The sequence below is a fragment of the Amycolatopsis sp. NPDC104587 genome (assembly GCF_055583645.1).
Genome location: NZ_JBVJNO010000005.1, coordinates 633009 through 646806, shown reverse-complemented (window position 1 = coordinate 646806; position 13798 = coordinate 633009). Strand labels below are relative to the sequence as shown.

The following is a 13798-nucleotide window of genomic DNA, read 5'->3' as shown; positions in this document are numbered from 1 at the left end:
CCGGAACAGTGGGACATCCGACTAACGCGCCTCCGACCAAGCGGTATCGTCTAGCCATGACGACCACGACGCAGTTCGCCCACGTCCCGCACCCGAGTCCTGCGAGCGCGGACCGTGTCGCGGAGGTACTCGGCGCTCCTGGTTTCGGCACGTACTTCACCGACCACATGGTCACCGTGAAGTGGTCGAAGGCCGAGGGCTGGCACGAAGCCCAGGTCGGCCCGTACGCCCCGTTCACGCTCGACCCCGCGACCTCGGTGCTGCACTACGGCCAGGCCATCTTCGAGGGTCTGAAGGCCTACCGCCAGCCGGACGGCTCGATCGCGTCGTTCCGCCCGGACGCCAACGCGCGGCGGTTCCGGCAGTCGGCCGAGCGGCTCGCCATGCCGCAGCTGCCCGAGGACGTGTTCATCGAGTCGCTGCGCGAGCTCGTCGCCGTCGACAGCCGGTGGGTGCCCACCCGGCAGGGTGATTCCCTCTACCTGCGGCCGTTCATGATCTCGACGTCGACCGGGCTCGGGGTCAACAGCCCGGCCGCCGACTACGTGTACACGGTCATCGCCTCGCCCGCCGGGTCGTACTTCGCCGGTGGTGTGAAGCCGGTGAGCGTCTGGCTGTCGACCGAGTACGTGCGCGCGGCGCCGGGCGGGACCGGGGCCGCGAAGTGCGCCGGCAACTACGCGGCGTCGTTCGTGGCGCAGGCGCAGGCCGTCGAAAAGGGCTGTGACCAGGTGGTCTGGCTCGACGCGGTGGAGCGGCGCTGGGTCGAGGAGATGGGCGGGATGAACCTGTTCTTCGTCTTCGGCTCCGGCGAGAACGCCCGGGTCGTCACGCCCGAGCTGTCCGGCTCGCTGCTGCCCGGCGTCACCCGCAAGTCGCTGCTGCAGCTCGCGCAGCGGCTCGGGCACAAGGTCGAGGAGCGCCGGATCTCCACCGAGGAGTGGGAGAAGGCGTCGGCCTCCGGGGAGCTGACCGAGACGTTCGCCTGCGGCACCGCGGCGGTGATCACGCCGGTCGGGCACGTCAAGCACGCCGGTGGCGAGTTCACCATCGCCGACGGGCAGCCGGGCGCGCTGACGATGAAGCTGCGCGAAGAGCTGACCGGCATCCAGGAGGGCACCCGCCCCGACACCGACCACTGGATGGTCCCGCTCGCCTGAAAAGCGTGAAGGCCACCTCGAGGACATCGAGGTGGCCTTCACCGCGTCCGGGGTCAGGTGGCGGTGGCCGGGATGAGCGGGCCGGCGACCCCGGCCTGCTCGTGCGTCGCCGTTTCGGCGAGCACACGCGCGGCCATCATCAGCAGCGGCAACGCCGTCACCGCGCCGGTGCCTTCGCCGAGCCGGACGTCCAGCTCCAGCAGCGGGCCCAGGTCCAGGTGTTCCAGCGCCAGTGCGTGCGCCGGCTCGGCCGTGCGCTGCCCGGCCACCCACCAGCGGCGCGCGCCCGGGGCGAGGTCTTCGGCGACGAGCGCCGCGGCGCACGCGACGAGCCCGTCGAGCACCACCGGCGTCCGCCGGACCGCGGCCTGGGCGAGGAAGCCCGCCATCGCCGCGATGTCCGCGCCCGCCGTGGTGCGCAGCAGGTCGAGCGGGTCGGCCAGCACCCCGCGGGCCCGGCGCAGGGCGTCGCGCACCGCGGTGGCCTTGCGCATCCAGGCGTCGTCGTTGATGCCGGAGCCGCGCCCGACCACGGCCACCGGCTCGCTGCCGGTCAGGGCCGCGACGAGCACCGACGCCGGCGTGCTGTTGCCGATCCCCAGGTCACCCGGGATGAGCAGGTCCGCGCCGCCGTCGACCTCGGCGTCGGCGATCGTGATCCCGGCGCGGACCGCGGCCTGCACCTCGGCGTCGCTCAGCGCGTCCTCGACGTCGATCGAGCCGGAGCCGCGGCGGACCTTGAACTCGCCGATCGAACGGGTCGCCGGCGCCTCGGTGTCCACGGCCATGTCGACCACGCGGACACTCGCGCCCGCGGCCGCGGCCAGCACGTTGATCGCGGCGCCGCCGGTGAGCATCGTGCCCAGCAGCTGCCCGGTCACCTCGGCGGGATAGGCGGAAACGCCCTTCGCGGCGATGCCGTGGTCCCCGGCGAACACGATCACGCGCGGCCGGGTGAACGGCCGCGGCGGCGACTGGCCCTGGCAGGCCGCGATCCAGACGCCCAGCTCCTCGAGCCGGCCCAGCGACCCGGCCGGCTTCACCAGCTTGTCGTGCAGGGCGATCGCCGCGGACCGGGCGTGGTCGTCGGGCGGGGTGATCTCGGGGAACTCGATGTCTTCCGGCTCCACACCAGGCCCTTTCTCTTGCACGGCAGCGCTGTGGCCAACCTACCGGGCGGGCGGTCCGGGTAGTCTCGCGGCTCGTGGAGACGACGGCGGCCGCGGTGGTGCTGGCCAGCGGCGCGGGCACCCGCGTCGGCGCGAAGCTGAACAAGGTCTACCTGCCCCTGGCCGGGCGGCGGGTCGTGGCGTGGTCGCTCGACGCCTTCAAGCGCGTGCCCGGGATCGGGGTGCTGGTGCTGGTGATCCGGCCGCAGGACCGCGAGCTCGCCGAAGAGGTGGCCGACGGGGACGTCGAGATCGTGCCCGGCGGGGACACGCGCCAGGCGTCCGAGCTCAACGCGCTGCGCCACCTCGCTCCCAGAATTGCCGGCGGCCGGGTCGACGCCGTGCTGCTGCACGACGCGGCCCGGCCGCTGGTCCACTCCGATCTGGTCGGCGCGGTGCTGGCCCGGACACGCGAGGACGGGGGGGCTGTGCCGGGCCTGGCCGCGGACGACGTCGTCGGGGTGGATGCCGGGCACCTGGTCGCCCAGGTGCCCGGCGCGATCCGCGTCCAGACGCCTCAGGGCTTCCGGGCGGGACCGCTGCTCGAGGCCTACGAGAAGGCCGAGCGAGAAGGCTTTCTGGGAACGGACACCTCGTCCTGCATGGAGCGGTTCTCCTCCCTGCCGATCCGCTGGGTCCCGGGGGCTCCCGAGAACCTGAAGATCACCTACCCCCACGACCTGGTGGTCGCGGAGCGGTTGCTCGCCCGCCGGGCGTGACGGCCTTCAGGCGCACGCCGGCGGGCCGCCGTCGTCGTCGGTTTCCGTGAGGTCGATGTCGAGGCCCGTGCCGGTCGGCCGGATGGTCACTTCCCGCCGCAGCTCGAGCGGGATGTGGCACTCCGGCTGTGGCCGGAGCGCCTGCAGCGGCGCGCCCGGGGTGCCGGGCTCCGCCAGGGTGAGCACCGCCCGCAGCGTCCAGACCGGGGTGGCGTGGTACTGCCAGGTGACCACCCGCGGGCTGAACACGTCGGTGCCCGGGAACGTCGGGACCCGGTAGGCGCTGGCCCGGTGCTCGTCCCGCAGGACGATGACGTCCGCGCAGGTCGGCCACCGGTGCACCGCCGCGTAGAGCTCCGGCGCCTCCCGGCCGCCGAACAGGTGCAGCACCCATTTGCGGCGCCGGAGCTCCTCGAGCAGTTCGTCGAGGCCCGGGCCGCTCGAACCGATGTGCGGTGTGGGCGGGGACACACTTTCGAGGTTAACTCGCGCACTAGTGCGCGGTCCAGAGTGTGCACTAGTACACCTGGGTGGTTCTGAACAGGGCTTTGTGGGAGACACTCCGGCGTGCTAGAACACTTGTGCGTGCGACACGTCCCCGTGAGGAGCCGCCTTGCCCACCCTCGACCGTCCTGAGCCGCCGTACCTGCAGATCGCGGGCCGGATCCGTGACGACATCCTGTCCGGCCGGCTGCAGGAGGGCGACGCGGTGCCGTCGGCCCGCGAGATCGCGCGCACGTGGGCCGTCGCCATGGCGACGGCGACCAAGGTGCTGGCCACGCTGCGTTCGCAGGGGCTGGTCCGGCCGGTGCGCGGGGTCGGCACGGTCGTCGACCGCGGTGGCCTGCACCGCACGGCCCGCGACCGCAGCGCCGCTTCCGCGCGGACCGGCCGGATCTACCCGCCCGGTCACTACGCCGTGATCCGCTCGGCCGGGCTGGAGCCGGCGTCCGAGCGTGCCGCGGCCGCGCTGGGCCTGGAGGAAGGCGCCCCGGCGATCCGCCGCCGCCGTACCACCTACGGCCCGGACTCCCGCCCGCTGTCGACGTCGATCTCGTGGTTCGACGGCGCGCTGTCGGCCAAGGCGCCGTCGCTGCTGGTGGCGGAGCGGATCGTCGAAGGCACGCCGGCCCACGCGGCCGCCCGGCTGGGCACGACGATCGTGACCACGCAGGAACGGCACGCGGCGGGCCGGGCGAGCGAGGCGGAGGCCGCGGAGCTCGAGCTGCCACCCGGGTCGCCGGTGCTGCTCGGCCGGAGCACCTTCCTGGGGGCCGACGGCACGGTCGTCGAGTACGGTGAGTCCGCCGCCTTGCCCGACCACTGGGTTTTCTACGAGTACACGACTGAGGACGGCGAATGAAGCACATCCACGCGGGCAAGGTCCGTGACCTGTACGAGCTCGACGGCGGGGACATCCTGCTCGTCGCGTCCGACCGCGTCTCGGTCTACGACGTGTCGCTGCCGACGCCGGTCCCGGACAAGGGCGCGCTGCTCAACCAGCTGTCCGCGTGGTGGTTCGACCGGATGGCCGACGTCGTCCCGAACCACGTCGTGTCGACCACCGACGTGCCCGCGGAGTTCGCCGGCCGGGCGATGCGCTGCAAGCCGCTGAAGATGATCCAGGTCGAGTGCATCGCGCGGGGCCACCTCGCGGGCCTGGGCCTGCGCGAGTACCAGCGTGACGGCAAGATTTCGGGCGTCGCGCTGCCGCCGGGGCTGCTGGAGGGCGACAAGCTGCCGGAGCCGATCTTCACGCCGACCACGAAGATCTCCGACACCGGCCACGACGAGTTCATGACCTTCGACGAGGTGATGAACGAGATCGGCGAGGACACCGCGAAGCGGCTTCGCGAGCTGACCCTGGAGATCTACACGAAGGGCGCCGAACACGCGGCCGCCCAAGGGGTCATCATCGCGGACACCAAGCTGGAGTTCGGCTTCGACGCCGACGGCACGCTGACCCTGGGCGACGAGGTCCTGACGTCCGACTCGTCGCGGTTCTGGCCCGCCGACCAGTGGGAGCCGGGCCGTCCGCAGCACGCGTTCGACAAGCAGTACGTCCGCGACTGGTCGCTCACGACCGGCTGGGACAAGACCCCGCCCGGCCCCGAGATCCCGGCCGACGTCGTCGAGCAGACCCGGCAGCGCTACACCGAGGTGTACGAGCGGATCACCGGGAAGACCTGGACGCGGTCCTGACCACCGTGGATGTCGCCGCGCGGCGACATCCACGGCTTCGGGTCAGGGGCTCTTGGTCAGGCTCGCGTCGCGCTCGACGACGTCACCCAGAGCGTCGTCGATGGCCTGGAGCAGGTCGGCGTCGAGCTTCTTGCCGGCGGCCTTGACGTTCTCGTGCACCTGCTCCGGCCGCGAGGCCCCGATGATCGCCGAGGCGACGTTCGGGTTCTGCAGCACCCACGCGACGGCCAGCTGGGCGAGGCTCAGGTCGGCCTGCTTGGCCAGCGGCTCGAGCTCGGCAACGCGCTTGAGGACGTCGTCGCCGAGGAAGCGGGCGACCATGTTGGCGCCGCCCTTCTCGTCGGTGGCCCGCGAACCGGCGGGGTAGTCCTGGCCGGGCTTGTACTTGCCGGTGAGCACGCCCTGCGCGATCGGCGACCAGACGATCTGGCTGAGGCCCTCGCGCTCGGAAGCCGGGATGACCTGGTCTTCGATGACCCGCCAGAGCATGTTGTACTGCGGCTGGTTGGAGACGAAGGGGATCTTCAGCTCGCGCGCGAGGGCGGCGCCGCGGCTGATCTGCTCGGCGGTCCACTCCGAGACGCCGACGTAGAGCACCTTGCCTTGGCGCACGAGGTCGGCGAAGGCGAGCATGGTCTCTTCGAGCGGGACGCTCCGGTCGAACCGGTGCGCCTGGTAGAGGTCGAGGTAGTCCGTGCCGAGCCGGGTGAGGCTGGCGTTCGCCGACTCCATGATGTGCTTGCGCGAGAGGCCCTTGTCGTTGGGGCCCTTGGGACCGGTGGGCCAGAAGACCTTGGTGAAGATCTCCAGGCTCTCCCGCCGCTGCCCCTTGAGGCCCCGCCCGAGCACGGATTCGGCGGCGGTGTTGGCGTAGACGTCGGCGGTGTCGAAGGTGGTGATGCCGGCGTCGAGGGCGGCTTTGATGCAGGCGTGCGCCTGGTCTTCCTCGACCTGGGAACCGTGGGTGAGCCAGTTCCCGTACGAGATCTCACTGACGTTGAGGCCGCTACGGCCGAGACGACGAAACTCCATGGGGTCAGCGTAGGCGGTAATCGTTTGCTTTGCTAACGACCCTGGAGTGACTCCAGCCTTGTCCGACGTCCGGACGAGCGGCGGGCGACGAGCGGGCGGCGGGCTGGCGAGCGGCGGCAGTGGGCGAGCGTCGGGCGAGCAGGCGGGCTGTGGGCGAGCGAGCGGCGGGTGCTGAGCCCGGACAGCAAGAAGCCGGGTAGGCCACTCGGCCCACCCGGCTTCTCGAAACCAGCTCAGTTCGGGATCGGCTCGCCCGGCTTCAGCCGCGGCTTCGGCACCCGCAGCTTCCGGATCTGGGACGCCCGGACGAACGCGTACCACCCGATCGACCGCCCGCTGATCGCCTCCTTCGGGAACTTCTCCCGGGCCAGCTTCGCGATCTTGCGGCCGTTCACGAACCCCTCGATCGCCATCACCAGCAGCAGCGCCGTGCACAGCAGCGTGATGTACGACTGCACCTGGGGCAGCGGCACCAGCAGCGCCAGGAAGACCAGGATCGCGAGCGGCATGAACAGGCCGAGCAGGTTGCGCCGGGTGTCGACCAGGTCGCGGACGTACGCCTTGACCGGCCCGCGGTCGCGCGGGAGCAGGTACTTGTCGTCGCCCGCCATCATGCGGTCGCGGCGGACCTTGGCCGCCGCGCGGCGGTCTTCCTTGCTCTCGGGGTTGGCCTTGCGCAGTTCCTTGTTGCGCTTCATCGCCTCGCGCATGGTGGTCGGCGGCGGCGCCACCGGGCCGCGCCGCTTCGCCTCCGCGTCACGGCGCTTCGGCGTAGCCTTGCCCTTACCGGGCGTGAACGACTTGCCGCCGACGTCGACGGCTTCGCCCGCCTCCGGCTCGTCGGCGGCGGTGTCTGTGGTGCTTCGGCGCAGGAACCTCACCTCACCAGGGTATTGCAGGCGTCACGCCGCCGTTCACCAGGTCGATCGATGTGCGACCATGGTGGGGGAACAGAACGGACGCTCCGGGTGTTGAAGGTTGAGCACGAGGAGTATCCGCAGTGAGTTCGAACTTAGAGGGAGTGCCATGACGACCGCTGAGCACGCCGGCGCGACGCAGGCCGAGACCGCCGAGGAGACCCACGGCGTCACGTTGACCGACGCCGCGGCCGCCAAGGCGAAGGCCCTGCTCGAGCAGGAGGGCCGCGACGACATGCACCTGCGCATCGCCGTCCAGCCCGGTGGCTGCGCGGGCCTGCGCTACCAGCTGTTCTTCGACGAGCGCACGCTCGACGGTGACCTGTTCCGCGACTTCGACGGCCTCAAGGTCGCCGTCGACCGGATGAGCTCGCCGTACGTGTCGGAAGCCGTCATCGACTTCGTGGACACGATCGAGAAGCAGGGCTTCACGATCGACAACCCGAACGCCACCGGCTCCTGCGCCTGCGGCGACTCGTTCCACTGAGTCTCCGCTGATCGGCAGCACGACGAGAGAAGGCCCCGCCTCCGTTCGGAGGGCGGGGCCTTCTTCGTTCCGGGGGTCTCACACGTAGGCGTCGAGCTCCGCGACCTGCGCGTGGCACGCCTCGTCGACTTCCCACGGCTCGGCCGTGACGCGGGGCAGCGGCAGGCTCCTGGCCTGCAGCGTGGCCGGGATCAGCGCGCAGTCGGCGATCAGCTCGGACAGGGTCTCGGGTTCGGTGACGGCGTTCACGATTCGTAACGCTATTGATCCGTCCGCGACTGGAGAAGCGGTACCAGCCGGTAGTGTCGGGTGGGCGTGCGCGAACTACCCGGATGGGTCATGACCCGGGGGTAACTTCGCGCCTTTTGCCGTGAGGTCAACCACAAAGGAGCAGCCGGTGGCAGACAGGGCCAGGATCGCGGTGTCCGGCAGTATCGCAACCGACCACCTCATGCATTTCCCGGGCAGGTTCGCGGAGCAGCTGGTCGCGGAGCAGCTGCACCGGGTGTCGCTGAGCTTCCTCGCCGACGACCTCGTGGTCCGGCGCGGCGGCATCGGCGCGAACATCGCGTTCGGTCTCGGGGTGCTCGGCGTGCGGCCGGTCCTCGTGGGCGCCGTCGGCGCGGACTTCGCCGACTACCGCTCCTGGCTGGAGCGGCACGGCGTCGACACGTCCGGGGTCCACGTGTCCGAGGTGGCGCACACCGCGCGCTTCGTGTGCACCACCGACGAGGACCTCTGCCAGATCGCGACGTTCTACGCGGGCGCGATGGCGGAGTCCCGCAACATCGAGCTGCAGCCGATCGCCGAGCGCGCCGGCGAGCTGAGCCTCGTGCTGATCAGCCCGGACGACCCGGAGGGCATGGTCCGCCACGCCGAGGAGTGCCGCCAGCGCGGGTACTCCTTCGCCGTCGACCCGTCGCAGCAGCTGGCCCGGATGAGCGGTGAGCAGGCGCGTGACTTCGTCGCCGGCGCGAAGTACCTGTTCAGCAACGACTACGAGTGGGAGCTGCTGCTCCAGAAGACCGGCTGGACCGAGGCCGACGTCCTCGACCAGGTCGGCGTGCGGATCACGACGCTGGGGGAGAAGGGCGTCGAGATCGTCGGCAAGGACGGCGTCGCCCTGCAGATCGGCGCGGTCCCCGAGCGCGCCAAGGCCGACCCGACCGGCGTCGGCGACGGCTTCCGCGCGGGCTTCCTGGCCGGGCTCGACGGCGGCCTGAACGTCGAACGCGCCGCCCAGCTCGGTTCGCTGATCGCGGTGCTGGTGCTGGAGACAATCGGCACGCAGGAGTGGACGCTCGACCGCGCCGACGCCCTGGCCCGCATCGGCGAGGCCTTCGGCCCGGAGGCGGCCACCGAGATCTCGGCGGTCCTGCCCGCCTGACCGCCGCCGTCGTGAGTGGTAATTCGGGTTAGAACCCTAATTACCACTCACGACCGGCTGCGGCAGGGCTCAGAGCTTGACCGGGTACACCGGCTCGGGGATCTCCGGCTTGATCCGGTGCTCGACGAAGATGCCGTGCCACAGCATGAACACGATCAGCGCCCACAGCTGGCGGCTGCGGTCCAGCTGGCCCGCCTTGTGCTCTTCCAGCAGCGCCAGGATCGCCTTCTTGTCCAGCAGCTCCTCGGTGCGCGAGTCACTGATGATCCCGCGCGCCCAGTCGTACATCTCGTTGCGCAGCCACAGCCGGATCGGCACCGGGAAGCCGAGCTTGCGGCGGTTCAGCACGTGCGCCGGGATGATCTTGGCCAGGGCCTGGCGCAGCGCGTACTTCGTGGTGCCGTGCGCGAGCTTCTGGTCCAGCGGGATCGACGCCGCGACCTTGAACACCTCGGCGTCCAGGAACGGCACCCGCAGCTCCAGCGAGTTCGCCATCGTCACCTTGTCGGCCTTGACCAGGATGTCGCCGCGCAGCCACGTGTAGAGGTCGACGTGCTGCATGCGGGCCACCGGGTCCCAGCCGCGCGAGACGTCGTACCAGGGCGCCGTGACGTCCTTGAAGCCGATGCCTTCCTGGTACGTCTTCAGCACGTTCCGCAGCTGGTCGTCGCGGAAGTTGCGGGCGTTGCCGTAGTAGCGGTCCTCCAGCGGCAGCGCGCCGCGGCGCAGCAGGTCCTTGCCGCGGGTGCCCTCGGGGATCTTGGTCGACACCTTGCCGATCAGCTTCCGCATCCCGCCCGGGATCTTCTCGAACGGCGCCAGCGAGATCGGCTCGTTGTAGATCGTGTAGCCGCCGAAAAGCTCGTCCGCGCCCTCGCCGGACAGCACCGCCTTGACGTGCTTGCGGGCCTCGCGCGCGATGAACCACAGCGGCACGAGCGCCGGGTCGGCGACCGGGTCGTCGAGGTACCAGACGATGAGCGGCAGGACCTCCATCATCTCGTCCGCCGACACCGTGCGGACCACGTGCTTCACGCCGATCGCGGCGGCCGACTCGGCGGCGACGTCGACCTCGGAGTAGCCCTCGCGCTCGAACCCGGTGGTGAACGCGATGAGGTTCGGGTTGTGCTCCTTGGCCAGCGTGGCGGTGGCCGTGGAGTCGATGCCGCCGGAGAGGAAGGCGCCGACGGTGACGTCCGGGTCCGAGATCATGTGCTTGCCGACCGAGTCGCGCATCACATCGGCGATGCGCTCGTACAGCGCCTCGGCCTCGGCCGGCCCGTTGACCGGCTTCGTCGCGAACTCCGGGTGGAAGTAGCGGGTGAACTTCACCTCACCGGCCGGGACGACCTCGAACGACGTCCCGGACTCGACGCGGCGGATCGCGGTGTGCAGCGACTCCGGCTCGGGCACGTACTGCAGGACCAGGTAGTGCTGCAGGGCCTTGCGGTCCAGCTCCTGCGCGACGCCGAGGGTGTCCGACAGCTCCAGCAGGCTCTTCTTCTCGCTGGAGAACGCCACCCCGCCGGGGCCGGCCGAGTAGAACAGCGGCTTGATCCCGAACGGGTCGCGGGCGCCGAAAACCCGCTTCTCCTGGGAGTCCCAGATCATGAAGGCGAACATGCCGCGCAGCCGCTTGACCCAGTCGGCGCCCAGGTAGTGGAAGCCGGCGACGATCGCTTCGCCGTCACCCTCGGTCTCGAACTTCGCGCCGTGCTTCTCCGCGAGCTCGGCGCGCAGCTCCAGGTAGTTGTAGATCTCGCCGTTGAAGTTCATCGTGTACCGGCCCGGCGCCTCCGGCGGGCCCCACACCAGCGGCTGGTGCGCGTGCTCGACGTCGATGAAGGCGAGCCGGTTGAAGCCGTAGACGACCTCGGCGTCGGCCCAGGTGTCCTGCTCGTCGGGGCCGCGGTGGCGCTGGCAGCGCATGGCCGCGCCGACGGCGTCACGCGCGTTCGCCGCACCGGTCTCGGTCGCGCAGATCAGTCCAAGCAGGCCGCACACGGGTACTCACACACCTTCACGGGTCTTCGCGGGGCTGGGGAGCGCCCAGTATGCCGGGCGGGCCGTGGCGAGGACCACGCGCGTCGACGGTTACCCCTTGGTCAGCGGACTCCGCCAACTCGGCTAGGCTCCGGCCTGTCACAAAGATCTGTCGTAGGAGGCTCTGGGTGAAAGGGCGAGGCGCAGTGGGAAAACCCGAGCGCACCCTGGGGAAGCGGACTCTGCGCGTAGCCGCACTGGCCGTGCTGGTCGCGTTGACCGCGACGGGCTGCTCCGGCGACGAGATCCTGCGGTTCGGCTGGCCGGTCGGTGTCACCGAGCAGGCGAACGACATGCGCAACCTGTGGACCTGGACCGTGGTCGCGGCGCTGGTCGTCGGCGTCATCGTCTGGGCGCTGATCTTCTGGACCGCGACGTTCCACCGCAAGAAGAAGACGGCCGACGGCGAGCCGGAGGAGCTGCCCCGGCAGTTCCAGTACAACATCCCGCTGGAGATCTTCACGGTCGTCGTCCCGACGATCATGGTCTGCGTCCTGTTCGTCTTCACCTCGATGACGGAGAACAAGGTCCTGGCGAAGGTCGCGAACCCGGACGTCAAGGTCCAGGTCGTGGCGTTCCAGTGGAACTGGGAGTTCAAGTACGAGGACCCCAGCGCCGCGAAGCCCGACGGCAGCGGCCAGGTCAGCACGGTCGGCTCGTCCGGCGAGATCCCGCTGCTGGTGCTGCCGGTCGGCAAGACGATCCAGTACGACCTGCTCTCGACCGACGTCATCCACTCCTTCTGGGTGCCCGAGTTCCACTTCAAGCGGGACGTCTTCCCGAACCCGGACAAGAACAACCAGAACAGTTCCTTCCAGAACAAGATCGACCGCGAGGGCTCCTTCGTCGGCCGGTGCGCGGAACTGTGCGGCACCTACCACTCGGTGATGAACTTCGAGGTCCGCGCGCTGTCCCCGGACAAGTACGACGCGTACATCGCGCTGCGCAAGCAGGTGAACCCGGCCACCGGCCAGACGTTCACCGCGTCCGAAGCCCTCACGAAGATGAACTGCGGCGAGCTGTGCACCCCGCACGCGGTCACCACCCAGCCGTTCAACACCGACCGCACGGCGCGGACCGCGTCCAACTGACACGCAACTGTGACAATCGGAGCTGCGCCCCGAGCCGGGGGCTCCGCCACCCGGACCCCCCGAAGAGCATGACAGGGAGTAGGAAAGACCCATGAAGGTCGAAGCGCGCATCTTCTTCATCGTGGCGGTCTTCGCCGTGCTCATGGCGGGCGTGTACTGGGTGTGGGCCGTGTGGGACAAGGACTTCGGCGGCAGGCCGGAGCCGGTCGGCATCGTCGCGCTGATCCTGACCGGCGGTCTGGCGTTCCTCGCCGGCAGCTACATGCAGTTCGTCTCCCGGCGCATCGAACCGCGCCCGGAAGACCACGAGGACGCCGAGATCAGCGACGGCGCCGGTGAGGTCGGCTTCTTCAGCCCGGGCAGCTACTGGCCGGTCAGCATGGCGGCCACCGCCGCGCTCGCTGCCCTGGCGCTGGCGTTCTTCCACATCTGGCTGCTGGTCATCGCGCTGGTCGCGCTGCTGATCACGATCGGCGGCCTGGTGTTCGAGTACCACACCGGACCGTCGCACCAGGACTGATCCGCAGACCGGACCGGCCGCCGCGCGCACGCGTGGCGGCCGGTTCCGCGTTCAGCCCCGGAACGCCGTCCGGTAGGACGACGGGCTCGTTCCGCGAAGCCGGGTGAACTGGTGCCGCAGCGCCGCCGCCGACGCGTACCCGCACGCCGTCGCGATGTCCTCCACCGACAGCCTGCCCTCCTCCAGCAGCGACTGGGCGCGGTCCAGCCGTCGCTCGGTCAGCCAGCGGTGCGGGGTCGTGCCCGTCGCCGCCGAGAACCGGCGGAGGAACGTCCGCTCGCCCAGCCCGCTGCGGCGGGCCAGCTCCGCCACCGTGAACGGCTGGTCCAGCCGTCGTTCGACCCACTCCAGGGCCTCCGCCACGATCGCGTCGTCGGCCGCCGCCGTGGCCGGGACCGGGGCCTGGACGAACTGGGCCTGACCGCCGGCCCGGTGCGGGGCCGCGACCATCCGCCGGGCGAGCGTCGTGGCCGCCGCGACCCCGCGCAGCCGGCGCACGAGGTGCAGGCACAGGTCGACCGCCGCCACCGTGCCCGCGCTGGTCAGGATGCCGCCGTCGTCGGCGTACAACGCCTGCGGATCGACCGAAGCGGCCGGGAAGCGGGCGCGGAACTCCGCCTCGTAGACCCAGTGGACCGTGCAGCGCCGGCCGTCGAGCAGCCCGGCGTAGCCGAGGGTGAACACCCCCGCGCAGAACCCCGCGACCCACGCCCCGCGGCCCGCCGCGTCCCGCAGGACGTCCAGCACCGGCTCGGGCGGGGGCGCCGTCCTGGGCGCGCACGTCGGCACGATCAGCAGGTCGGCCGAAGCCGCGAAGTCGAGGCTCCGCAGCCCGGACAGCCCGAACCCCGACCAGCTGCTCACCGCGGAGCCGTCCGGTGAGCAGACGCCGAAGTCCCAGCCCTCGATGCCGTCGGCGGCGCGGTCGGTGCCGAACACCTCGCACGCGACCCCCAGCTCGAACGGCGAAACGCGGTCGGCGAGCACCACCGCGACCCGGTTGACGTCCATGGCCGCCAGCATGTCACAAGTTTTGCGGTCATTGTCATCTCTGACACTGGTCGACATCGG

General features: G+C 70.7%; 15 protein-coding genes. 8 read left to right on the top strand and 7 right to left on the bottom strand.

Features of this window, described 5'->3' with window-relative positions:
- The first annotated feature begins 56 nt into the window (after positions 1-56).
- Entirely contained in the window at positions 57-1160 is a 1104-nt protein-coding gene (locus ACZ61C_RS18565; RefSeq protein WP_465308182.1) for a branched-chain amino acid aminotransferase, read from the top strand.
- A gap of 53 nt (positions 1161-1213) precedes the next feature.
- On the opposite strand, the gene cobT is transcribed toward ACZ61C_RS18565, so the two are convergent.
- Positions 1214-2290, bottom strand: a complete 1077-nt coding sequence (gene cobT, locus ACZ61C_RS18560; RefSeq protein WP_465308180.1) for a nicotinate-nucleotide--dimethylbenzimidazole phosphoribosyltransferase — start codon at positions 2288-2290, stop codon at positions 1214-1216.
- Positions 2291-2364: 74 nt separating this feature from the next.
- On the opposite strand from cobT, the gene ACZ61C_RS18555 reads away from it, so the two are divergent.
- Positions 2365-3048 (top strand): IspD/TarI family cytidylyltransferase, encoded by a 684-nt coding sequence (locus ACZ61C_RS18555; protein WP_465308178.1) that lies wholly within the window; start codon positions 2365-2367, stop codon positions 3046-3048.
- Positions 3049-3054: 6 nt separating this feature from the next.
- On the opposite strand, the gene ACZ61C_RS18550 is transcribed toward ACZ61C_RS18555, so the two are convergent.
- The gene (locus ACZ61C_RS18550; protein WP_465308176.1) at positions 3055-3519 is read right to left on the bottom strand and encodes a hypothetical protein; all 465 of its coding nucleotides are present in this window, start codon (positions 3517-3519) and stop codon (positions 3055-3057) included.
- Between the two features lie 142 nt (positions 3520-3661).
- Here ACZ61C_RS18550 and ACZ61C_RS18545 point away from each other — a divergent pair, with 142 nt between their 5' ends.
- Both ACZ61C_RS18545 and ACZ61C_RS18540 read left to right on the top strand, forming a co-directional pair.
- Entirely contained in the window at positions 3662-4411 is a 750-nt protein-coding gene (locus tag ACZ61C_RS18545) for a GntR family transcriptional regulator (RefSeq protein WP_465308174.1), read from the top strand.
- Positions 4408-5250, top strand: a complete 843-nt coding sequence (locus ACZ61C_RS18540; RefSeq protein WP_465308172.1) for a phosphoribosylaminoimidazolesuccinocarboxamide synthase — start codon at positions 4408-4410, stop codon at positions 5248-5250. The genes ACZ61C_RS18545 and ACZ61C_RS18540 overlap by 4 nt, the downstream gene beginning before the upstream one ends.
- 42 nt (positions 5251-5292) lie before the next feature.
- On the opposite strand, the gene ACZ61C_RS18535 is transcribed toward ACZ61C_RS18540, so the two are convergent.
- Both ACZ61C_RS18535 and ACZ61C_RS18530 read right to left on the bottom strand, forming a co-directional pair.
- Complete coding sequence (locus ACZ61C_RS18535) at positions 5293-6282, bottom strand: aldo/keto reductase family protein (protein WP_465308170.1); 990 nt, start codon at positions 6280-6282, stop codon at positions 5293-5295.
- A gap of 233 nt (positions 6283-6515) precedes the next feature.
- The gene (locus ACZ61C_RS18530; RefSeq protein WP_465308168.1) at positions 6516-7163 is read right to left on the bottom strand and encodes a DUF3043 domain-containing protein; all 648 of its coding nucleotides are present in this window, start codon (positions 7161-7163) and stop codon (positions 6516-6518) included.
- A gap of 145 nt (positions 7164-7308) precedes the next feature.
- Here ACZ61C_RS18530 and ACZ61C_RS18525 point away from each other — a divergent pair, with 145 nt between their 5' ends.
- On the top strand, positions 7309-7686 hold the full coding sequence (locus ACZ61C_RS18525) for a HesB/IscA family protein (protein WP_465308166.1): 378 nt from the start codon (positions 7309-7311) through the stop codon (positions 7684-7686).
- A gap of 78 nt (positions 7687-7764) precedes the next feature.
- On the opposite strand, the gene ACZ61C_RS18520 is transcribed toward ACZ61C_RS18525, so the two are convergent.
- Entirely contained in the window at positions 7765-7935 is a 171-nt protein-coding gene (locus tag ACZ61C_RS18520; protein ID WP_465308164.1) for a hypothetical protein, read from the bottom strand.
- Positions 7936-8083: 148 nt separating this feature from the next.
- Here ACZ61C_RS18520 and ACZ61C_RS18515 point away from each other — a divergent pair, with 148 nt between their 5' ends.
- The gene (locus tag ACZ61C_RS18515; RefSeq protein ID WP_465308162.1) at positions 8084-9073 is read left to right on the top strand and encodes a carbohydrate kinase family protein; all 990 of its coding nucleotides are present in this window, start codon (positions 8084-8086) and stop codon (positions 9071-9073) included.
- Positions 9074-9142: 69 nt separating this feature from the next.
- Here ACZ61C_RS18515 and asnB read toward each other — a convergent pair whose 3' ends face one another.
- Positions 9143-11077 carry an asparagine synthase (glutamine-hydrolyzing) gene (gene asnB / locus ACZ61C_RS18510; RefSeq protein ID WP_465308160.1) on the bottom strand — a complete coding sequence of 645 codons (1935 nt, stop codon included), beginning with the start codon at positions 11075-11077 and terminating at the stop codon, positions 9143-9145.
- A gap of 185 nt (positions 11078-11262) precedes the next feature.
- On the opposite strand from asnB, the gene ctaC reads away from it, so the two are divergent.
- Entirely contained in the window at positions 11263-12207 is a 945-nt protein-coding gene (gene ctaC / locus ACZ61C_RS18505; RefSeq protein ID WP_465308158.1) for an aa3-type cytochrome oxidase subunit II, read from the top strand.
- 91 nt (positions 12208-12298) lie between these two features.
- Positions 12299-12727, top strand: coding sequence for a cytochrome c oxidase subunit 4 (locus ACZ61C_RS18500; protein WP_465308156.1), 429 nt, complete (start codon positions 12299-12301; stop codon positions 12725-12727).
- Positions 12728-12778: 51 nt separating this feature from the next.
- Here ACZ61C_RS18500 and ACZ61C_RS18495 read toward each other — a convergent pair whose 3' ends face one another.
- Positions 12779-13738: a GlxA family transcriptional regulator gene (locus ACZ61C_RS18495; protein WP_465308294.1), complete on the bottom strand. Its 960-nt coding sequence runs from the start codon at positions 13736-13738 to the stop codon at positions 12779-12781.
- Between the last annotated feature and the right edge of the window lie 60 nt (positions 13739-13798).

Bases quoted from the DNA above. Each gene is read 5' to 3' on its own strand.
- ACZ61C_RS18565 (WP_465308182.1), top strand. From the start codon at position 57: ATGACGACCACGACGCAGTTCGCCCACGTCCCGCACCCGAGTCCTGCG.
- ACZ61C_RS18540 (WP_465308172.1), top strand. From the start codon at position 4,408: ATGAAGCACATCCACGCGGGCAAGGTCCGTGACCTGTACGAGCTCGAC.
- ACZ61C_RS18535 (WP_465308170.1), bottom strand. From the start codon at position 6,282: ATGGAGTTTCGTCGTCTCGGCCGTAGCGGCCTCAACGTCAGTGAGATC.
- ACZ61C_RS18525 (WP_465308166.1), top strand. From the start codon at position 7,309: ATGACGACCGCTGAGCACGCCGGCGCGACGCAGGCCGAGACCGCCGAG.
- ACZ61C_RS18500 (WP_465308156.1), top strand. From the start codon at position 12,299: ATGAAGGTCGAAGCGCGCATCTTCTTCATCGTGGCGGTCTTCGCCGTG.
- ACZ61C_RS18495 (WP_465308294.1), bottom strand. From the start codon at position 13,738: ATGGACGTCAACCGGGTCGCGGTGGTGCTCGCCGACCGCGTTTCGCCG.